The sequence below is a fragment of the Granulicatella balaenopterae genome, from assembly GCF_900111135.1.
In the GTDB taxonomy this organism is placed as follows: domain Bacteria; phylum Bacillota; class Bacilli; order Lactobacillales; family Aerococcaceae; genus Granulicatella; species Granulicatella balaenopterae.
Window position 1 is genome coordinate 16,884 of sequence record NZ_FOGF01000019.1, and the last position, 22,604, is coordinate 39,487.

Sequence of the window (22,604 nt, forward strand, 5' to 3'; positions counted from 1 at the left end):
CCGCCTGTTTTTTAGTTAAATTTTATTTTTGATTATTGTGCTTTAAAGAATTCTTTGGCATTTTGTTTTGCAGTGTCTACACTAATTTCTGAACGTTCGCCTTCTTCACCTTCATTATTTGGTTTTGTTTTTTGGTGTAAGTATGATTGAACAGTGATGGTTGGTTTGAATGAATTTTCTTCATCGTCTTGTTGGTCTTTGACTCCTTTTTTCCAGAAGTCTTGTTCATTTGCTTTATCATCAACTACTACTTTGTTAAAGACTGCTTTTTCTGTCCAAACATTGTCACTCGCTTCTGATCCATCTAAGCCTTTTGTATACATAAATAAACCACTTGTGTATGAACCATTAGATAAAGCAGTTCCTTCAACTACTTCCCAACCGTCATTTAATGTGAAGTAAACATGGTCATTATTATTCATATTATCTGTAACATTTACAAAGACATAACAAGCTTCACTGCCTTTACCCACACCAACATATGGATCTTTTGGAATCGTTACGCCAGGTTCAAGCTTAGCATCTGGTTTCCAATGTGGTTCGAATAGGTTTCCATCCAAACGTGGGTCATTACCATCTGGATCGATTGGGTCTGTTGGATCTGTTGGGTCTTTCGGGTCAACTGGTCCACCGCCACCTGGATCGATTTCGCTAATTTTTCCAACTGTAAACTGGTTATCTAATTGACTTGAATGTGTTAACCATGACATGGTACCTGCCAATGTTAATAAGCATAATAATAATAGTAAAACTATTCCAATTCTTTTTTTACGATCTTGTTTTTGTTGTGTTTGTGTTTCCATTTCTATCGCTCCTTTTTTCATTAAAATAATTGATGCATTTTTAAATATAACTGGCCGATTTTGGGAACGGAATAGGTGACTCGTCCTTTGATATCGCTAAATTTAACAGGTTGGCTATCATTGATTAATTGTCCCTCGTGATCAAGATTATTGATACCAACTGTATGAACCACTTGCTTCTCCTGATCAATGCTAACAATGCGATGAGTAGCTACCGTATCCGAATCAAACATAAATGAAATATCATCACCAGCTCGTAAGTCTTTAGGGTTGATTTCTTTTATATAAACAACTGTGCCGACTTGATATTTTGGTGCCATACTACCGCTTGTTACGACTAAGGGGGTTAAGCCGAATAATCGTACCCCGCCAAATAAAAAAATTAACACCAAACAAGTCACACAAAATAATTTACTTAAAATTGTCATTATTGTCTTTGTCATATAGTCACCCCTTTTTACTCTTATAAATTGCACCATCATCCATAACGACTATAATATAGATGAAAAATGTCTTTCTCTCCTAATTTTTGAACGAAATTTAAAGGATTTCTTCCGGTAATCACTCCAACAAAACCCACCTCTTTCTATTTTCTGTCTCTACACTTCCACTTTACTCCCTTTTTATGATAAAATAAAATAACAATCTATTATGTTTCTATAAAATATTTTTATCGAAAGGAGGAATTGGATGTTAGATATCAAATTAAAGACTTTTTTAGAGGTTGCCAATACGATGAACTTTACTAAGGCGAGTAAGAACTTACATATTACGCAGCCAGCCGTATCTAATCATATCCACCTATTAGAAAAGGATTATCAATGTAAATTATTCGATTATCATCATAAAAAGCTTTCATTAACTAAGGAAGGTCAATTTTTGCAAAAACGTGTGCGGACTTTAGTCAATGATGAATTGATTTTAAAGGAACAATTACGAATGGGCTTACCGACAACCGAGCATTTAAAGATTGGTCTAACGAAGACGATTGGTGGCTTTATTGCGATGAAGCCTTTATCACACTATTTAAAAGAACATCATTATGAGAATGCGACGATTTCAATTAAAAATACAGCCACCCTATTAAACGAATTACGTGAAGGTACGATTCATTTGGCCTTAATTGAGGGGCATTTTGATAATCAGGAGTTTGATTCATTGGTGTATTCAATGGAGAAATTCGTCTGTGTGGCTCATAAGGATCATCAGTTTTCTAAGCCGGTTAAAAAGTTGGAAGATTTATTGGATGAGACGATTATTTTGCGTGAGGATGGTAGTGGTACAAGGGCTTTATTAGTCAATGAACTGTTTAAAAATAATTTGCAGTTAGAAGACTTTAAGAAGCGAATTGTGATTAATGCCATGCATCCCTTGATTCAATTAGTTGAGGATGATTTGGGGATTTCTTTTATGTATCAATCAGCGATTAAGGAGGAATTGCGTAGAGGTGATTTACAGGTGATTCCTTTAGAAAATTTTGAGATGAGTCATAACTTTACTTTTGTTTGGTTAGCGTCATCTATTTTTAGTGAGCATTATCAAGAGATTGCACAAGATATTACCAATGATTGTTAATGATTGCTACTATTATAGCTAGAAAAAAGCTTATAGTAACTGCGCAAGGTAGCTACTATAAGCTTTTATTTTGTGTATTTATTTGACGAATTGTTCTTTCACTTTAACAGCGATTTTGGCTGCTGAAATACCGTAGAAGTCTTTCAAGTAAGCTAGGCGTCCTACTTGTCCGAAGTGTTCGTCTACTCCGACACGGATGACTTTGGTTGGATGTACTTCTGATAAGTATTCGCAGACTGCACTTCCTAAGCCACCGATAATATTGTGGTTTTCGCATGTTACGACTAGACCTGTTTTTTGGGCTGTTTCTAGTACCATTTTTTTATCGATTGGTTTAATTTGGTAGCAGTCGATTACTTCCGCTTCGATACCTTCTTCAGCTAATAGTTTGGCTGCTTCTAGGGCTTCTCCCACGCAGATACCCGTTGCTACTAATGAGACGTCTTTCCCTTCACGGATTAATTTTGCGCCAGTTGTGAATTCGTCTTCTGGTGTATAAATATCCGGTGTGTCTTTACGCATTGTGCGGATATAGTGTACGCCACCTTCTTCGTAAGCTTTGGTTAATACAGCTTTAAATTCAGCTGGGTCGCTGACATCATAGACTTTTGCATCTGGTACCAAACGCATTAATCCTGCATCTTCAAAGGTCATATGTGTACCACCATTATGTTCGGCAGTTACTCCACTATCACTTCCGACAATGACAACATTTTGTTTTGCATAAGCTAATGAGACAAAGACTTGGTCAAAGGCACGACGAGTTGCGAATTGGCCAAATGTATGTACAAAGCAAGTTCCGCCTGATACTGAGATACCGGCTGCCACACCCATCATTTGTGCTTCCATAATCCCAACATTCACATAGCGTTCGTGTAAGATATCTTTTAAGCCGGCAGTTGACATTGAACTACTTAAGTCAGCTTCTAATACAAATACATTTTCATCTTTTAAGGCGATTTCTTTGATTGTTTCTGCATATACTTTACGCATTTCCATTTTCTAGTTCCTCCTCCAACTCACGAACTACTTGACGTACAGCTGCTTCATCTTCTGCTGATGGTCTAACGTGGTGATTTGCTTTCATTTGCTCGATATGTGGTACTCCTTGTCCTTTTACAGTATCTAGAATAATAACACTTGGACGGTTTTGTGCGAGACATTCTTCAATTCCTTTATCGATGGCATTCACATCACGTCCATCTACTCGAATCGAATATAATCCAAATGCGGTCATTTTTTCTACATAATCAAATGTCTTACATACTTCTTCGGTTGTACCGTCTAATTGTTTTTTGTTATCGTCAACGAAGACAATCATATTGCTTAAATCATTATGTGCCATAAATTGGAATGATTCCCAACATTGACCTTCATTTAACTCGCCATCTCCTACGATACAGAAGACGCGATTAGGTAATTTTTTAGCTTTATGATAATAAGCAATACCTGTTGCTGCTGAAATTCCTTGTCCTAATGATCCTGTTGTCATATCTACACCAGGAGTTAAGTTGCAGTCGGTATGTGATGGTAAGTGAGTGCCATTTTGGTTCAATGTATTTAGCATTTCCATTGGGAAGAAGCCTTTTAATGCAAGCGTCGCATATACGGCTGGGCCGCCATGTCCTTTTGATAAGACAAAGAAATCTCTGTCTCTTGCTTTTGGATTTTCTGGGTCAATATTCATATGTTTTCCATATAATACTGCTAATGTTTCAACGATTGATAGACTACCGCCATAGTGTCCGAATCCTAAGTTTAGTAACTCTTTTAATGTTTCTAAACGGATTTGTTTTGCAAATTTCTCCATTATATTACACCCTCATTCTTTTTTTGTTTTAAAAAAGATTTCAACTGGCTGGGGTAAGGTTACCCCAACCAATCAAAATCATATTATTTATGTTATGCTTCTTGTTTTTTGCCAACGAATGTAGCTACTAACATTGCTGCTAATACTGCTAAGATACCAACGATTACTGCTGTTGAACCACCCATGTTAGCTAATTTACCTAAGAAGATACCTGTTACTCCGAAGTCAGCATCTGAGAATGTTGATCCAGCGAAACCTAAATCTCCTAAAACTGGCATTAATAAGATTGGTAAGAAACTTAATACAACACCATTAACGAAAGCTCCTAATACTGCACCTTTCACACCACCTGTTGCATTACCAAATACCCCTGCAGTTGCCCCACAGAAGAAGTGAGGTACAACACCTGGTAAGATGATTGGAGTTCCTAACCAAGGCATTAAAGCCATACTTACTAATCCACCCACGAAACTTGCAAAGAATCCAATGATTACAGCATTTGGTGCGAATGGATAAACGATTGGACAGTCTAATGCTGGTTTTGCGTTTGGAACTAATTTTTGTGAGATACCTTTGAAAGCTGGTACGATTTCTGCTAATACTAAACGTACACCAGCTAAGATTACAAATACACCGGCAGCGAATTCCCCTGCTTTAACTAATGCAAATACTAAGAAGTGAGTACCACCACTTAATTCTGTTTCAATATATGATTGACCTGCTGCAAATGCAACGATTAAGTATAATACTGTCATTGTAATAGTGATACTTACTGTGCTATCACGCAAGAAACCTAACCCTTTAGGGAAGTTGATTTCTTCTGTTGAGACTGGTTTTTCACCTTTACCACGAACAGCTTTACCTACATATCCACTGATTGCATATCCTAAACTTGAGAAGTGTCCTAAAGCTACATTGTCATTACCTGTGATATCTTTCATAAATGGTTGAACTAACGCTGGGAATAAAGTCATTACAATGCCTAATGCTAATCCACCAAAGATAATTAATCCACCTTCACCAAGACCTGCAACTGTTAAGATTACAGCAATCATACAAGCCATATATAATGTATGGTGACCTGTTAAGAAGATGTATTTAAATTTTGTAAAACGAGCGATTAAAATATTGAAAATCATACCTAATAACATAATAAATGCTGTTTGAGAACCATATTTTGTTAATGCTAACGCTACAATTGCTTCATTATTTGGTACAACACCATCAACATTAAAACCATATTGGAACATTTGAGAGAATGGTTCTAAGGCTGAAATTAATACGCCAGCACCTGCACCGATTACTAAGAAACCAATAAATGTTTTAACCATACCTTTAACTGTGTCTGGTCCTGATTTTTTCTGTAATAATAAACCAATTAGTGATACTAATCCAATTAAAATGGCTGGTGTACTAAAGAAATCTTGTAAAAATTTTGTGAATGAACTCATCATTAACCCCTCCTGTTTTATTTAATTTTATAATTTACCATAGTCTTTCATTGTTTGTGTCACTTTTTCACGTAATTCATCCATATCGATAATACTATCCAATACGACAATGTTTTCTAAGTGTTGGCCACCTTCAGCGATATCTTTTGCTAAGAAGAATACATCTGCTGAGCCTGGAGTTGCTGAACTTAAATCAGAGTGTTCTACTTCAACATCAGAAATTCCTAATTCACCTAGAATTTGTTCGATGTTCATTTCCACCATAAAACTTGTTCCTAATCCTGATCCACATACTGCCATAATTTTCATAATAATTCCTCCTATAAAATATATTTTTTAAATAATTGCTACCAAATTCATAACTACCGCTTTAGGCTTCTTCGCCTGATGAGATTACCGCTAAGACATCTTCAACTGTTTTTGCATTTTCTAATTCTTCCATTTTTTCTTTTGTTGAAAGAATACGAGTTAACGATGACAATGCGCGTAAGTGGGTTGTATTATCCACCGCTGCTAAAGTGATAAACATATCAACCTCATGTTCTGGTTTATCTTGTAATAATACTGGTTTATCTAATTTTAAAAATGACATACCAATCTCATTGACACCATCTTCTGGGCGTGCGTGTGGAATGGCTACATTCTTCCCAATATGAATATATGGTCCAAATTCATTCACACGATTAATAATCGCTTCCACATATGATGGATTAATTTTTTCTTTGTCTGCTAATGGTTTGGCAGATAAAGCGATGGCTTCTTCCCAAGTTAAGTCTTGGTCTGAAAAAGCGATATAGTCTTTTGTTAATAATTCTTTTAACATTGGCTGATCCGTCCTTTCTATCGAGGTGTAATTGTTGATATATAATGATAAATCTTGTTCTAGCGCTTCAATATTAGTTATCTTGGCATATTTTTGTACGATTTCTATGATACGATTGACAGTTGGTAATTTCTGATTTTTGATATTAAAATCTTGATTAACCACATCTAATAAATAATTCTTTTCATAAATCGATAAGAGTGGTTTGGTAACGTAGACTGGCACTTCTGCTCTCATAAAGATGGTTGAAAAAATCATATCCACATCCTTGTAGCTATCCGTCGTCTTAAAAGCATCGACAATCCATTTGAAATCAGGAAATAATTCCTTTAATTGCGACTTCAACATTTGAGAGGAACTAATCCCATTTGGACAAATGACTAAAGCTGTTAATTGCTCTTTTTTAGCTTTGCGACTTTTAATCTTACCACCAAAATACATGGTCAAATAAGTAATCTCATTATCTGAAATTGTTACATCCAATTCTTTTTCAAATGGAATAAGTGATTGCTTCACGATATCAAATAAAAATCGATAACGCTCAATAATCATCTCTCTTAATGGATTTGCAATCGGAATCTCAAAAATAATTCGATAATATGCAGGTAATAAATGCTGTCTTAATCCTTTTTGTAAATCCAAACGTTTGTCAAAAATAATTGCAAGCTTCTGCTCAACGAATAAAATCATTTGATCAGCATAATTTTGAATGAGGTCACTGTTCTGGTCATAATAATTCCCTTGAACAACTCCAAGCAAGATTGCTGCCAAATAATAAGCCTCTGTTTCTTCCCAATCTGAATTCATTTGGTGAATCAATTCTTCTGCTACTGGCATAATGCCACTTTTTTCAATACAATTAATTTGTAATTCAGTTAGTTCGATCTGATCATGCTTGCGCATTAATAATAGACGATAATACCAAACAATCACTTCTAAGCGAGCTAAGGGAACTAATAATTGATGTTGTTGTAGCGTTGTTTCAAATTGCTGGACTAATGGCTTAATATTTGCTTGTTCGTTCCAGTCTTCAATCATATGTTCTAGTGCTCGTTTGCCTAGTGGGTATTCAAGTAATTGATCCATACAAATAATTGCGAAGCGTCGTTTATCCATTTCCGTTCCTTGAATATGATAACCATCTTTACGCGTATATATGAACTGTAAGTGATGCTTTAAACATCGATTGCGTAAGGTCTTCACATCTGAGGTGGCGGTATTTTTACTAACTTGCAATAACCATTGTAAATGATAACTACTGACCTCCATCTGTCTCACAAAAACGTATAAGTATATCAAAGCGGGGCGTAATTTTTCATCAATTACAAACTTCTCACACTGCAAAAATTCTTCCGACATAATTTTGTCTTCAATTGCTGGATCGATTTGAAAATGTGATGCATAAATCTGCACACCTTGATATCCCAATCCTTCCAATACATCATTTAGCTGATCTAACTTTGATTGTAGTTGTCGTGAACTTAATTGATGTAGATGCATAAAATTCTCTACTTTCATCATTGGATTCGCTAAAATATTCAATAATAACTTCATTGATTCGTTATCTATCATATATATCCCCCACACTCTTATTATAAAAGCCCTTTCAAAAAAGTTCTATAGTTGTTCATCCCAATCTGATGTCGTATTTTTTACATATGATTGGGACGTATAAGTTCATTATAATATACGTCATAAATAATTAAAACTGCTTTTCGGCTTTTATTCACATCAAATTGCCGACATTTTTTAGTTACTTTTCCTACATTGTATACTCTTTTTCTGTTTAATCAGCTAAAACAACCTACTATTTAACTTTATTAAGACCTATTTTATGACATCCTGCTACCTCTCTAATGATGAAAGATTTTCTATACAAAAAAACTAGATAACTTTCGCTACCTAGTTTGTTGATTTTTAGATTTATTTTTTGCGCAATGTAATATTTAATAATAATGCACCAACAATACCACCAATAATCCATGAAAGAATATACATCAACGGATTTGTAACACCACCAACTAAGACTGCAAACAATCCGCCATGTGGAACTTTACTTACACAGTTGAATAACATACTTAATGCACCTGCAGTACCTGCACCTAATGCTAATGATGGAATAACTTTTAATGGATTTGAGGCAGCAAAAGGAATTGCTCCTTCAGTAATGAAAGCTGCACCCATTACGTAGTTGACTAATGCACCGCTACGTTCTTCTTCTGACCATAAATGTTTGTTAATTGTTGCAGACATTGCGATTGCTAAAGGAGGCACCATACCACCAACCATAACGGCTGCCATCACATCTGAACCTGCACCATTTGATGAAGCTACTAATGCTGTACCTGTAACATAAGCAGCTTTATTAATTGGGCCACCCATATCGATTGACATCATTGCACCAACGACAAATCCTAAAACAATTGACCATTCAGTTGGGATAGAATTTAAGAAGTTCATAATACCGTTCATCACAGCACCCATTGGTCCATTAATTACGAATAACATTAAGAATGCCATTGATAATACACCTAATACTGGGTAAATGAAGATTGGTTTTAAACCTTCTAATGATTTAGGTAACCATGCAAATGCTTTTTTCAAGCACCAAACAATTCCACCAGCTAAGAAACCAGCAATTAATGCACCTAAGAATCCTGAAGGCAGCGCATCTTGGAAAATACCTGTACCACTAAAGTCACTAATAACACCTGGGTTAGCAAAAATACCACCCATAAAACCAATCACTAAACCAGGACGGTCAGCAATTGATTGTCCAATAAAACCAGCTAACATTGGTAACATCATCGCAAATGATAATTTACCAGCCGTCATAAAGAATTGTGCCATTGGGTTGTAACTTGGATCTTCAGGATTAAATGCATTAATTCCCCAGAAGAATGATAAAGCAATTAAAATACCTCCAGCCACAACGAATGGTAACATATGTGATACCCCATTCATTAAGTGTTTATAGAATTGGCGACCGAATGATTCATTTTCGCTTAATTCTTCCATTGCTACTTCATGATTTGCATGATAGATTGGTGCATCAGCATGAATGGCTTTAGTCACTAATTCTTCTGCTTTATTAATACCGTCTGCAACTTTTGTAATGATAACAGGTTTCTCATGGAAACGAGCCATTTCAACTTGTTTATCAGCTGCAACAATAATAGCTGTTGCTTCTTTAATATCTTTTGCTGTTAATTTATTATTAATTCCTGCTTGACCATTTGTTTCGATTTTAATTTTTACGCCTAGGTTTTTAGCAGCTTGTTTTAACTTTTCTTCGGCCATAAATGTATGAGCAATTCCTGTTGGGCAAGCTGTTACGGCTAAAATATAAGGTTCGTCTTTTGAAGAGATAACTTCTTCAACTTCTGCTTCTTCAGGTTCTTCATCAAATTCCGCAAAAATTGCAACGACTTCTTCAGGTGTTTGCGCTTTTAATAATGCTCCTTTAACACTTGGCTGCATTAAAACTGAAGATAATTGAGCTAAAGCTTGTAAATGCTCACCAGTACCTACTGGAGCAGCAATCATAAAGAATAATTTAGCAGGTTGTTCATCAAATGATTCCCATTCTAAACCTTCTGCTTTACGTCCAAATACAATTGCAGCTTTTTTAATAACTTCATGTTGGGCATGCGGAATTGCAATCTCTTCACCGACACCGGTTGTTGATTGTGCTTCACGCTCTTTTAAAGCTTCAACATACAATTCTTTTTCTTCTCCATCTACTAATAAGCTAGCTAATTCAACTAATGCTTCATTTTTTTCTGATGATTGCATTGCTAAATTCATTGCTTTAGTATTAAACAATTCTGATAATTTCATTTGCTTTTTCTCCTTATTATTTGACTTTTTCTACAATAATTTGCGGTAATAATTCTTCAATATATTCTTTTGTTGCAATTCCAACCGAAAATGCTGTCGCACTACCCGTTGCAGCACCTCTTTGTAAACTTACACTATAATCATTAGTTGTAATATAAGAAGCCATAAAGCCAGCTAGCATTGAATCCCCAGCACCCACAGAGTTTACTACTTGCCCTTTTGGAACATTTGAGCGGTATACCTCACCTTTTTCCGTTAATAATAATGCACCAGCTCCACCACGTGATACTAAAATATTTTTAGCTCCCATATCTTGTAGTTTTTGCGCATAGTGAATAATTTCTTCTTCATCCGAAATAACCACATCGAATAATTCTCCCAATTCGTGGTGGTTTGGTTTGATGATGAATGGTCCATGTACTAAGCACTCTTTCAATAAACTTTTATTGGTATCTAAGACCAATTTAGCTTGTTGTTCTTGACACATTTGAGCTATCGCTACATAATGCTTGGCACTTAATCCTGGAGCTGCATTCCCCGCTAGGAAGACTACATCATCCTTTTGAATACGACTACTTAAATACTGAAACAATTGACAAAATTCTTCTTCAGAAATTGTTGGTCCTGCTGCATTGATCTCTGTTTCCTCTTGACTTTTCAACTTAACGTTAATACGTGTTGTACCCATTACTTCAATAAAATTAGTTTGGATATTATCTTTGGCTAATTCACTCTTAATATACTCCCCTGTAAACCCACCAAGAAATCCAGTCGCAATATTATCGTAGCCTAAACGTTGTAAAATAACAGAAATATTAATGCCTTTCCCACCAGCAACATAATTTTCTGAAGTTGAGCGATTTAACTCACCCAATTTGCAATCTGTTGCTTGAATTACTAAGTCAACAGCTGCATTAAATGTAATCGTATAAATCATAAATTATTTTGTCTCCTTTTGGTAAATCATTGTCTTTTCAGAAGTTGCTGCTAATTGCCCATCTGTTAACTCTATTGTAACAAGATCACAATCTTCAATATCAGCCACTTTACAAAAACTAACTTTGCCGAATTTTGTATTATCCACACAAACGAATGATTGACTACTTCTAGCAATTGCTAAACGCTTAATCATCGCTTCATCTTCATCAGGTGTTGTATAGCCAAACTCTGGATCAACACCATTCATTCCTAAAAATGCTTTACGAAAACGATATTGCTCTAATTGCATTTGTGCTGAAGGTCCAATAATTGCTTTCGTCCCTTCTTTTAATTGTCCACCTAATAAATAGGTATTAATTCCTTCTTCAGATAATGCTAGAGAATGATGAATCCCATTTGTTACAACGCGAATCTTTTTCTCTTTTAAATAAGGAATCATTTTTAGAGTTGTTGTTCCTGCATCAATAAAGATCGTATCACCTTCTTCAACTAATGAGGCAGCAATTTTACCGACTTCTTCTTTCGAATGAATGTTTTTGACCGTTTTTTCATGGTAAGCAAATTCACGTTCAACTGTATATTTCCTTTTAGCTCCTCCATGTATACGAGTAAGTTTGCCTTCTTTATCTAATTGCGACAAATCCCGTCGTATTGTTGACTCAGAAGCATTTAATAATTCGCATAATTGGTGCAAATGAACAACATTCTGTTTATTTAACAAATCTAAAATTATTTGTTGTCTTTCTTCTGTAAGCATTTCCAACCACCTCTTATTGATAATTTATCATAAAAATTCAGTCATTTCAAGCATATTCAGTCATATTCTGTCAGTTTTTTCAAAAAAACAAGCTAACCAGTCAAATTAATGACCGATTAGCCTATTATCTTTTATGCATTTAATTTATTTTGTAGTGCTTCCCAATCTGATAAGAATGCTTTGATGCCATTATCAGTTAATGGATGTGACCATAATTTAGGGAATACTGTTCCAGGAATTGTTGCAATATGTGCGCCTGCTAATGCTGCTTCTTGGAAGTGAGTAATATTGCGAATACTTGCTGCAATGATTTCTGATTCAAGTCCATAAGTATCTAACACTTGGCGTAATTCAGCAATTAATTGAATGCCGTCAATTCCAGTATCATCCAAACGTCCCACGAATGGGCTAATATATGTAGCACCTGCTTTAGCTGCTAATAAACCTTGTGCCACGCTGAAAATTAATGTGACATTTGTTTTAATGCCTTTTTGTTTTAAGATATGAGTTGCTTTTAAGCCTTCTTCTGTCATAGGGATTTTTACAACAATATTTGGTGCCCATTGAGCTAATTTTTCAGCTTCTTCTACCATACCTTCTGCTTCTAAGCTAATTACTTCAGCACTTACTGGACCGTCAACAATTGAGCAGATTTCTTTAATAACTGTTTCAAAATCACGTCCTGTACGAGAAATAATGGTCGGATTAGTAGTGATTCCATCTATCAGACCTAATTGATGAATTCGTTTAATTTCCTCAATATTTGCAGTATCTAAAAATAATTTCATTAATACTTCCACCTCTCTATTATCCTGTTTTTTGTATAAGAGCCATTTCCATTATCATAATGTGAAACCGCTCTTATTAAAATAGTAGCACTTGTTTTAAGATTTTTCAATATGTCTTTAGTTTTATTCAGAATTGGTCATCTATTACTAAAAGGAATTACTTTGATAGCTAACAAAAAAAATAGGACCAACTTAGTAACTAGTCCCATTTTCATAATTATTTCGGTAAATTTTCAATTACTTCATTTTTTTCTGGTATGGATGGAATGGCACCATGTCTTGTTACGGCGATAGATGAGGCTTTGGCACTTCTTTTTAAAATTTCTTCAATAGGTAGTTGTTCTAAGAGTCCTGCTAAGAAGTATCCTGTAAATGTATCCCCTGCTGCCGTTGTATCGACAGCTTTTACCGTGAAGCTTGCTTGTTCGAGTGTTTGTTCTTGGTCGCTATAGATGGCACCTTTTTTACCTAGCGTTAGCATCATTTTGGCTGTGGGGAATTGTTGGTGCATGGCATTTAAAATATCTTTTGCTTTGGTTTCCCCAGTAATTTGGTATCCTTCTACTTCATTCAAGATAAAAATATTAATCTTTGTTAGATCGACGCTTTTTAATTTGTCATTGAATGGCGATGGATTCAAAGCAATGGTCATCCCTTTTTCGCTAGCTACTTCGACAATATAAGGTAATAGATTGATTTCGTTTTGGATTAATAATAAATCTCCCGCCGCAAAATCAGCCAACACATAATCAATGTATTCTTTCGTAAATTGTTGATTGGCTCCACCATACAGTAAGATACAATTCTCGGCTTGTTTATCGATTTGAATAATCGCATGTCCCGTACTTTCAGCAACCATTTTGATATATTTTGTTTGGATGCCATATTGCTTGCATGCTCCAAGAAAGACTTTACCATCTTCACCAATTAAGCCTGCATGATACACTTCTGCTCCAGCTTTTGCTAAAGCAACTGTTTGGTTAAAACCTTTCCCACCAAGAAACATATCCATACCACTTGATTCTTCTGTCTCGCCTGGCATAACAATATGATCCATTTGATACACATAATCCAAGTTCATCGAGCCGATGTTTAATATTTTCATAATTTTCCTCCTTGCTAAACCAAGTATAGTTGATTCCTAAATAATGTATTGTCCTTTGTTAGTATAGCAGATTCTACGTAGCTCTACAGCAAAAAAACGCACCTCTTTCGAAGTACGCCTCTCTTTTATGATAATTTATCTAATTGTTCTCGTAAAATATCTTCTGTAATACCGCCAATATATTGCTCAACCAACTCCCCATTACTATTAATAAAGATATGAGTTGGGATAGCACGAATCAAATAAGTTGTCGCAAAATTATTTTGATAATCATATAAAATTGGGTAAGTAATGCCCATCTCTTTTGCAAATGATAAAATACCTTCCTTATCTGTATCACCGGCACCTTGATTTTCAAATTCTTCATCACTTGGCTGAGTTACGGACAAGAAAGCATAATCTTCCTTATCTTGATAATCTTGAAAGACTTTTTCAATTATAGGGATTTCATGTCTACATGGACCGCATTTTGTTGACCAGACATTAATATAGATTTTCTTACCAGCATAATCTTCCAGCAAGACACGCTCACCTGATTCATTCTTTAAAATAACATTCGGAGCTTTTGCTAATGACTTTGCAGTAGATGCAACTGATTCAGACACAGTACCTTCCGTATTCTTTTGCCCTACTTGTTCTTGCGCTTGGCAACCAGCTAATAATACCGCACCAATACCTAAACTATATAAAAATTTCTTCATATTTACTCTCCTTTAAATCGTGATTAATTTAATAATTGACGAAAAAGAGCCAGACAAGATTGATATTCCAATCAGTATTAATAACACGCCGGATGCAATCTTTGTATAGCGTAAAAACTTTACTTGACGATTAAATACTGCCATAACTTTTTGTGAAAAGAAGGCAATTAAGATAAATGGCAAAATAAAGCCAATACAATAAATAATAATAAGGATTAAACTATAAATCCCATGATGTGTACTTGCATAAAAGAAGACACTTGCTAAGATCGGCCCAATACATGGTGACCATGAAAAACTAAATGTAAAACCCATTAATAATGCTAAAAATGGTGTCATTTGCTTTTCTGTAGAATAAATCTTATTTGTAGCAGAAAACTCTCTAGCTAAAAGGTTTGATTGAATAATATCCAATTGTAAGAGACCCATTATGATAATTAACACCCCACTAAACACTTGTAAAAATGTCATATGTTGCATAAATAATCTACTTAAAGCGCTACTTGCAAATGCTAACACGAAAAAGGTTAAGCTAATTCCGATGACAAAAGCAATCGTATTACTAAAAACCGTTTTCCGATTATATATTAACTCACCATTTTGATCCTTTGTACTATTACCAGCTAGAATTCCAACGTAAATCGGTAAGACCGGTAAGACGCATGGAGAAAAAAATGATAAGACTCCTTCTAAAAATAATGCTCCTAGTTCTAAATGATTCACCCTATTCATTCACATCCTTTATTTATTTTTAAGATAGTTATGATACATTGCACTTTTAACTATAAAAAGCGTAATAAACTAAACCCGAAAATATTCGCTAATGTATGTGAGGTTGCTAATGGGAATAAATTCTCACCATTTTTCTTATAAATAATATAATAGACTGTTCCAATGATAACACTTGTAAATGCAATCATAAAGCTGGCTGTATGAAGATGTACTAAAATACGAATCACAATACCATAAAGATAACTACACATGTGACAATCATCCGAAACAGCTGAGCAAATCCCTAAATAGAAAAATTCTGTATAAAATCCATTTAGAATCGTATAGGCTACATACATTGGACTTACTTGTGTCATAAAACTTGCAAGAGTGACTTGCGGAGTATTTTCAATAGTTTCAGTAATACCATTAGTTAACATATGAATACCATCACTAACTATCCCTAAACCAAAAAATATCGCCAACGCAAGCAAAAGCGTCTTAATTGTAACTTTATAATTCCATCGACTAAAGTCAAATTTAGTAATCCTTAAATAAAATAAAGCTGCAATCAATTGGAATAATTGAATTAAAATCGAATAAATAGTATCTGATGCAACAATATCGCCAGAAGGTACAATCTCATTCCCACTATGTAAAAACATTATAATTGATAGACACAATGTTGGGCCTAACATTATAATGGTTAGTATACCAATGTCCCACCAATTTAAATTTTTCTTCATATTTCCACCTCTTAACTTTTTTGCTATGTTCGATATTCTTTGATAGTTACATTATAGCTAAAAAAAGTATTTCTTCAAAATTTTGTGTACTATTTTTTTATAAAAAAGATAATCATTATTAACAAATTAAGTCTAATATACTTAAATGGTTCTTGAAATTTTGTTCATTCTTCATTTAAAAAGATTTTATACTTTTCTGTATATTGATTTTTAATATTTACCAAATAGTACTAGAGTTATTATACCAATATTTTTACTAACAATAAAACATTTACTTGACTTTTTGCTTAAAAAACAAATCTCTGCCACTTTTAAGGATTTTAGTGTCATTTTTTTTAAAATACTATCCTTTATTAAGTAATAATATAGACATAATTCTGTCTAAAACATTCTTTGTAGTTAAGCTTTTAATTAGTTTTTGTAGTTTAATATTCATATTTTAGACGTTATTTAGTTTATAATAGTTCTTTTTTATAACATTTTATCTTTTAGCTTCAATAAGATATACCAGCTACTCATGAAGTGGTATTTTTTTGTGGGAGTTGCTTCAGCATACAAAAATACACCTTCCAGCAGATAATCATTTATCCAATAGAAGGTGTATTTCATGTTGCTAATTGATGTTAGCGCCGATTTTTTGTTTTACTGCATTGCTAATAATGCTTAGAACACTCGCTTATAGCCTAGGACATATGGTCGAATACTCCAGTCAACTGGTTTGATCATACAATATGGTGGCCATTCTTCGATAACTTTATTATCACCTATATAAATTGCGATATGAATGACTGTTCCATATCCATTATGATAAAATACTAAATCCCCAGGTTGTCTTTCTCGTGCTGGGATAGTTGGAATTCTACTATCACTCCAAAAGTTTCTTGATTCATATTCATAAGCTGGCAAGGCATGTCTTTTTGGACTAATTGGATGTGGATCATATCCCGCAGCATATAGACTTTGCATCACTAATCCTGAACAATCACAATATGTTCCTGGTGCACCTGCCCAACATGCGCGGTAAGTTGTCCCCAAGTATGACTTTGCAGTTTGAATCATTGCTGCAATTCGTTCATCACGTGTATTATTCTTATCAGCAAGAAGTGGACTAATATAATATCCAGGTAAATTAATTAATTTATTTGGAGTTGCTTGGCCATTTGTACCATTAGAAAGCTTCCCATTAGCAGAAAAATTCCCATCCCTAAACAGACATATGCTACCCCTAATAAATTCATCAATAACAATTGAAACTACTATAATATTGTGCCATTTTAAAATTTTTTCATAACATTACTTCCTTTACCATTTTTTATGACAAATATAACAAATTAACTATTAAATTACTGCTAAGTGTTTTTTTATAAAAAACCGTATAAATAGTATTATCATTACTACTTATACGGTTTTATTATTTATTATTTATTATTTATTATTTTTTATTCTTGATAATAATTATCCCAAATAAACAACTTATACATGCTAACATACTAGTAACTAACATTGATTTACTTCCTGTTTTAGGTAAATTAGATGTAACTAATTTTTCTACTTTAGTAAGTGAAATTGGTGTTTCTGATTTACTATAATTATCAACAACAACAAGAACACCTTCTTTATTTACTGTTGCTTGATTATTTTCTACTATTACTTTTCCATTTTCATCTACTTTAAAAGTAATATCTGTAACCACTTCAAATCCTTTTGGTGCATATTTTTCTTTAAAAATATATGTTCCTGAAGCCAAAGTAACTTGATGTACATCTTTTGTACTTTCCCAACTGTCTATTTTTTCACCTTTTTCATTATAAAGTTCTATTTGAGCTCCTTCTAATTCTTTCCCATGAATATCTACTTTTGAGATAGAAATAACATGTTTATTTTCTTTTGGTTTAATTTGTTTAACCACGATTGTTTGTGCTTTATCATTTAGATCGGCATGCATTGCTTCGTGGTGTTTTGTTCCTTCTGCATACTCAAATTGGTTAATACTGCTAGCTTTTTCAAAGACAACATATTTTGCATTTGCTTCTAGTTTCACATTTTTAAATGGTACTTCTATTGTTCCTTCATCTTCTTTAGCAGTAAAAGTTATAGGTTCTGAGATAGCTACTTCTTGTAGTTCTTTTCCTTCAATAACTTTCATTAATCTACCAGTAATTATATATTGTTCTCCAGATTTTAAATTAATATATTTAACAATATCAATTATATCTTTTGTAACTGTATCTTCACCAATTGCTATTGTTGCTGCTTGGTCAGAAGTTCCTGTCACGTTATCTAGTTTGACAGTTGTTAATAAATTACCTGTTTGATAAGTTGGTTTCCAAGTATCTTCTTCTGTTTCAATTACTGTTTTATCGTCGTATGAGCCGCTTTCTCCCGGTGCTGTATTCTCATCTATGTCGATAATTTCTGAGTTCCCTTCTTCCGTTTCAATCACTGTTTTATCATCGTATGAACCACTTTCTCCCGGTGCTGTATTCTCATCTATGTCGATAATTTCTGAGTTCCCTTCTTCCGTTTCAATCACTGTTTTATCGTCGTATGAGCCACTTTCTCCCGGTGCTGTATTCTCATCGATGTCGATAATTTCTGAGTTCCCTTCTTCCGTTTCAATCACTGTTTTATCGTCGTATGAACCACTTTCTCCCGGTGCTGTATTCTCATCGATGTCGATAATTTCTGAATGACCTGTTTCAATATTTGTTTGGTTAACCACAATTGTTTGTGCTTTGTCTTTTGGATCAGCGTGTTCTGCTTTATGCGGTTTGTTGCCATCAACAAATTCCCTATTTGTTGTTGATTCTGCATATTCATACACCACATATTTATGATTAGCTGTTAATGTTACGCCTTTAAATGTGATTGAAGTTGTACCTGTTGCTACTTGTGGTGTGAATGTTGTTGTGGCTGTTGCTACTTCTACTGGGTTATTAATGTTTGTAATATCCATTAATTTACCTGTTACTTGATATTCAACACCTGCAAATAAATCTTTGTAATCAATTGTATCTGTTACATTTGTTGTAACTGTATCTTCACTGATTTCGATTGTTGCTGCTTTGTCTTTTGAACCTATTGCATCGCCAACATTAACTGTTGTTGCTAATGTACCCTTTTTGTAAGTTGGTTTCCAAGTATCTTCTTCTGTTTCAATCACTGTTCTGTCATCGTATGAACCACTTTCGCCTGGTGCTGTATTCTCATCTGTTTCGATAATTTCTGAGTGTCCTGTTTCAATATCTGTTTGATTTACCACAATAGTTTGTGCTTTATCTTTTGGATTTTCATGAATTGCTTGGTGTTTCTTAGTAACTTCTTTACCCTCTTCTTGGTATGTATATTCTTTAACACTTTCCGCTTTTTCATAAACGACATATGATGTATTTGCTTCTAATGCTACATTTTTAAAGCGTACTTCCACAGTTCCACCATTTTCTTCTGCTGTAAATATTACAGCTTCTGAAGTTTTAACTGCAACTGGTTCTGATCCATCAATTATTTTCATTAATGTTCCAGTCAATGTATATTGTTCACCAGATTTTAGGTTTGAATATCCCACTGTATCAATCACATCTTTTGTAATTGTGTCTTCACCAATTTCAATTATTGCAGCTTTATCTTGTGAACCTGATACGCCACCTACATTAACAGTTGTTTTTAATTCGCCAGCTTTGTAAGTTGGTTTGGCTGGTATTTGAATTTCTTTTTTATCTTTAGCTGTATTATAGGTAACAATAGGTTCTACTCCGATTATTGTTTGAGTAATGACATCGGATTTTGCACTTATTAATGAATTAATTTTCGTTAATTTTTGGCTTATCTCTACTTCAATAGATAATTTTTGTGCATCTTTTGCATTTTCTTTTAATTTAAATTCAACTTGTTTTGCATCTTTTTGAAGATTATTCTTTTCTTCCACTACTTTTCCATCAGCTAATAATTTAGCTTTAATTGATAAGTCTGTTCCTTTAGTTGTAAAGTTGGCAGTAATCTTATTATCACTAGTTAGCTTCACATCATTAATTGTTACTCCTATTTCCTCTCGCGGATTTTTTTCAACTTTTTGATTATCTAAATATTGATATAGTTTATAAACTCTTTCTGCTGATTCTTTATGTAATGTGTTAACTTTATTTTTTTGTTGATTATTTAAATAATACTTACGCCAAAACCAACCTGTATGCTGTGGTTTTCCTATCTGTTCTATTGTAATATCTGCAGCTGACATTGGAAATCTTCTTTGATAACCATTATCATTAATTGAAATAACATGATGATAAGTAACATCAATATCTTCAGAACCTGTAAATTTTTTATCATCAAATAATTTTGCTTCATACGTTCTAATAGTCTCTTCTTTTTGATAAGTTCCTTTATGTAAAATCTTCCAGATTAATAATTGAGTAGCTCGAACGGCTTCATTTTCAGTTAAACCATCAATTTTTGAATTCTTTTTTAAAGTTTCCAAAGTTAAACTTGGATACGATGAAGTAATAATTGTTCTAATTTTATCTTCATTATTTTTATATTGCTTTTCAGTTTCCGTCTTTAAATCTTCTAAATCTTCTGCTTTATAATCTGCATTTATTTTTGCTGGAACATTAAGGTCAATACAATATCCTCCAATTTCATGCCCATTATTCTTTAACCAAAATAATGATGTACCATCTACAACTTTAGAGGCACGATTATCATTTTTATCATATAAATAATGTTGTACCAAATTAGTTGTTTTTTCTAATTGCCAGATACTTTGCTCCGTATTAGCCCATACCTTTCCTGCAAATGATAATGATGCTATGATCATTACTAACATACTTATCCATTTACTCTTTTTCATGACTTCCTCCTTATGCCCAATCCTTATAATAATGTATTGACTATATCATTTTACTTGTTAAATCTTCGTTAATATGATGTCACTTATATAAAATTTTTCGTACATTTTTAGCTTATTTTTGGAAAAAAATATAAAAAAAGAAATCACACAAATTAACTGTATGATTTCAATCTCGATATTATAAACCTTATTTTACAAAGAATTAGAACTACTTCTATAGACTAACGCAAAGCTAAAGATGATAAGATTTCTTGGAACTATTTATAAAATAATAAAAAATCTAATAAATCTTTTTATAATGATAATCAATCGCTAAATCTATTATACGATCAGCCAAATGTTGATTTTTAACAAGTAAAGGACCGTGAAAATACGAACAAAAGACATTTTTATAATGACAACCTTCTGTATAATCTTCACTATTATTACCAAAACCTTTAACTACCTTACCCAATGGAGCTACTCCTTCTCCCAGAAAAGTACGTCCACTATGGTTTTCATAGCCTAAATAAGTTTCATCAAATTCTTCATTATAAATTTCAACATCACCTACATAACGATTATTTTCTTGATTAATTGTGTAATAGTCAATTGCTGATATCCCCTGAATTTTTTCACCCTTATTATTAATATAATAATGTCCTAATAATTGAAAACCACCACAAATTCCTAATACAACTCCCCCAGAATTGATAAATTTAATTAGTTGGTCTTTTTTTGATTGCATATCTAAGGCTACAATCTTTTGTTCATAATCTTGTCCTCCACCAAACATAATTAAATCAAATTCATGATAGTTAAATTTATCCCCAATACTAATAATAGTTGTTTCAACTTCAATACCCTTTAACTTACAGTGATGTTTTAACATTAATAAATTCCCATTATCACCATATGTATTCATTAAGTTGCCGTATAAATGACAAATTTTTAATTTCACTATTTTTCCTTTCCTCACAAAATTAGTAAGCTTACTAATTACTAAAATTATGTTACTACCCGATTATTCACCAGTCAAACATGATGATAATTTCCAGATTTCTGTTTCTAATTTACTTTGAATTCCCAATGCCATATCTGCAATTCCTTGATATTTTTGAATTTCAGCTAATTCGATTATTTCTGTTAACTCAATAATTAAAATTCTAAAATCAATAATGATTTGCTTTACCATTTCTTCGCTATTTTTTACATTAGTTTCTTCGGCAAGTGTAGCTGAATCTAATGCTTCGGCAACAGTAGCTAATTTTAAAGCTTCAGCGATTGTTGCTATCGGTGTATTTTTCATTACTAAAATCTGCTCAGCAACTTCATCTATCACTTCATGACTATATCTATTTAATTTTGCAAATCTCTTATGTAATACGAAAAATGATGATCCATTTACATACCAATGATAACTATGCAATTTTGTATACATAACAAACCAGTTTGCTAAATGGCGATTCAATTTACCTACTAATTCCATAACAACCCTGCTCCTTTTTATTTTTTATTGATTAATAATTTCTCATTAAGTAATCAAATGCTCCTAAAGCTGCTGTTGCTCCGCTTCCCATTGAAATAATAATTTGTTTATAGATTTGATTTGTACAATCTCCTGCAGCGAAAACACCTGCTAATGAGGTTTGACCAGTTGCATCGATTTTAATTTCGCCACGATTGTTTAAGTCTACACTATCTTTTAACCATTCAGTATTTGGCATTAA

At 33.4% G+C, this 22,604-nt stretch carries 21 protein-coding genes; 1 reads left to right on the forward strand and 20 read right to left on the reverse strand.

Annotated features, from left to right (window positions below):
* Positions 1 to 32: 32 nt before the first annotated feature.
* Together BMX09_RS05460 and BMX09_RS05465 are read right to left on the reverse strand one after the other, a co-directional pair.
* Positions 33 to 803 (reverse strand): hypothetical protein, encoded by a 771-nt coding sequence (locus BMX09_RS05460; RefSeq protein WP_089746694.1) that lies wholly within the window; start codon positions 801 to 803, stop codon positions 33 to 35.
* Positions 804 to 823: 20 nt separating this feature from the next.
* Complete coding sequence (locus tag BMX09_RS05465; RefSeq protein WP_177159550.1) at positions 824 to 1,246, reverse strand: signal peptidase I; 423 nt, start codon at positions 1,244 to 1,246, stop codon at positions 824 to 826.
* Positions 1,247 to 1,493: 247 nt separating this feature from the next.
* Between BMX09_RS05465 and BMX09_RS05470 the strand changes: the two genes are divergently transcribed.
* A complete protein-coding gene (locus tag BMX09_RS05470; RefSeq protein WP_089746696.1) occupies positions 1,494 to 2,378 on the forward strand; it encodes a LysR family transcriptional regulator in 885 nt (294 codons plus the stop codon).
* Between the two features lie 78 nt (positions 2,379 to 2,456).
* Here BMX09_RS05470 and BMX09_RS05475 read toward each other — a convergent pair whose 3' ends face one another.
* The 18 genes from BMX09_RS05475 to BMX09_RS05560 form a co-directional block, all read right to left on the reverse strand.
* Positions 2,457 to 3,377, reverse strand: coding sequence for a transketolase family protein (locus BMX09_RS05475; protein ID WP_089746697.1), 921 nt, complete (start codon positions 3,375 to 3,377; stop codon positions 2,457 to 2,459).
* Entirely contained in the window at positions 3,364 to 4,188 is an 825-nt protein-coding gene (locus BMX09_RS05480) for a transketolase (protein WP_089746698.1), read from the reverse strand. Before BMX09_RS05480 ends, BMX09_RS05475 begins: the two co-directional genes overlap by 14 nt.
* A 92-nt stretch (positions 4,189 to 4,280) precedes the next feature.
* Positions 4,281 to 5,639 carry a PTS ascorbate transporter subunit IIC gene (locus BMX09_RS05485; RefSeq protein WP_089746699.1) on the reverse strand — a complete coding sequence of 453 codons (1,359 nt, stop codon included), beginning with the start codon at positions 5,637 to 5,639 and terminating at the stop codon, positions 4,281 to 4,283.
* A 27-nt stretch (positions 5,640 to 5,666) separates the two neighbouring features.
* Entirely contained in the window at positions 5,667 to 5,948 is a 282-nt protein-coding gene (locus tag BMX09_RS05490) for a PTS sugar transporter subunit IIB (RefSeq protein ID WP_089746700.1), read from the reverse strand.
* A 61-nt stretch (positions 5,949 to 6,009) separates the two neighbouring features.
* On the reverse strand, positions 6,010 to 8,034 hold the full coding sequence (locus tag BMX09_RS05495; protein WP_089746701.1) for a BglG family transcription antiterminator: 2,025 nt from the start codon (positions 8,032 to 8,034) through the stop codon (positions 6,010 to 6,012).
* Between the two features lie 351 nt (positions 8,035 to 8,385).
* Positions 8,386 to 10,302 carry a PTS fructose transporter subunit IIABC gene (locus BMX09_RS05500; RefSeq protein WP_089746702.1) on the reverse strand — a complete coding sequence of 639 codons (1,917 nt, stop codon included), beginning with the start codon at positions 10,300 to 10,302 and terminating at the stop codon, positions 8,386 to 8,388.
* Between the two features lie 16 nt (positions 10,303 to 10,318).
* Positions 10,319 to 11,239 (reverse strand): 1-phosphofructokinase, encoded by a 921-nt coding sequence (gene pfkB / locus BMX09_RS05505; protein WP_089746703.1) that lies wholly within the window; start codon positions 11,237 to 11,239, stop codon positions 10,319 to 10,321.
* Between the two features lie 3 nt (positions 11,240 to 11,242).
* Complete coding sequence (locus BMX09_RS05510) at positions 11,243 to 11,998, reverse strand: DeoR/GlpR family DNA-binding transcription regulator (RefSeq protein ID WP_089746704.1); 756 nt, start codon at positions 11,996 to 11,998, stop codon at positions 11,243 to 11,245.
* Positions 11,999 to 12,129: 131 nt separating this feature from the next.
* On the reverse strand, positions 12,130 to 12,786 hold the full coding sequence (gene fsa / locus BMX09_RS05515) for a fructose-6-phosphate aldolase (RefSeq protein ID WP_089746705.1): 657 nt from the start codon (positions 12,784 to 12,786) through the stop codon (positions 12,130 to 12,132).
* 217 nt (positions 12,787 to 13,003) lie between these two features.
* On the reverse strand, positions 13,004 to 13,891 hold the full coding sequence (locus BMX09_RS05520; protein ID WP_089746706.1) for a ribokinase: 888 nt from the start codon (positions 13,889 to 13,891) through the stop codon (positions 13,004 to 13,006).
* A 125-nt stretch (positions 13,892 to 14,016) separates the two neighbouring features.
* On the reverse strand, positions 14,017 to 14,592 hold the full coding sequence (locus BMX09_RS05525; RefSeq protein WP_089746707.1) for a TlpA disulfide reductase family protein: 576 nt from the start codon (positions 14,590 to 14,592) through the stop codon (positions 14,017 to 14,019).
* A 12-nt stretch (positions 14,593 to 14,604) separates the two neighbouring features.
* Entirely contained in the window at positions 14,605 to 15,324 is a 720-nt protein-coding gene (locus tag BMX09_RS05530; RefSeq protein WP_089746708.1) for a cytochrome c biogenesis CcdA family protein, read from the reverse strand.
* A 50-nt stretch (positions 15,325 to 15,374) separates the two neighbouring features.
* Positions 15,375 to 16,049, reverse strand: coding sequence for a hypothetical protein (locus BMX09_RS05535; RefSeq protein WP_089746709.1), 675 nt, complete (start codon positions 16,047 to 16,049; stop codon positions 15,375 to 15,377).
* Between the two features lie 663 nt (positions 16,050 to 16,712).
* Entirely contained in the window at positions 16,713 to 17,108 is a 396-nt protein-coding gene (locus BMX09_RS05540; protein WP_089746710.1) for a C40 family peptidase, read from the reverse strand.
* A 373-nt stretch (positions 17,109 to 17,481) separates the two neighbouring features.
* Entirely contained in the window at positions 17,482 to 20,895 is a 3,414-nt protein-coding gene (locus BMX09_RS05545) for a VaFE repeat-containing surface-anchored protein (protein WP_089746711.1), read from the reverse strand.
* Positions 20,896 to 21,175: 280 nt separating this feature from the next.
* Complete coding sequence (locus BMX09_RS05550) at positions 21,176 to 21,835, reverse strand: type 1 glutamine amidotransferase (protein WP_089746712.1); 660 nt, start codon at positions 21,833 to 21,835, stop codon at positions 21,176 to 21,178.
* 63 nt (positions 21,836 to 21,898) lie between these two features.
* Positions 21,899 to 22,363 (reverse strand): ferritin-like domain-containing protein, encoded by a 465-nt coding sequence (locus BMX09_RS05555; RefSeq protein ID WP_089746713.1) that lies wholly within the window; start codon positions 22,361 to 22,363, stop codon positions 21,899 to 21,901.
* A 31-nt stretch (positions 22,364 to 22,394) separates the two neighbouring features.
* On the reverse strand, positions 22,395 to 22,604 hold a 210-nt coding region (locus BMX09_RS05560), incomplete at its 5' end, for an FAD-dependent oxidoreductase (protein WP_177159551.1).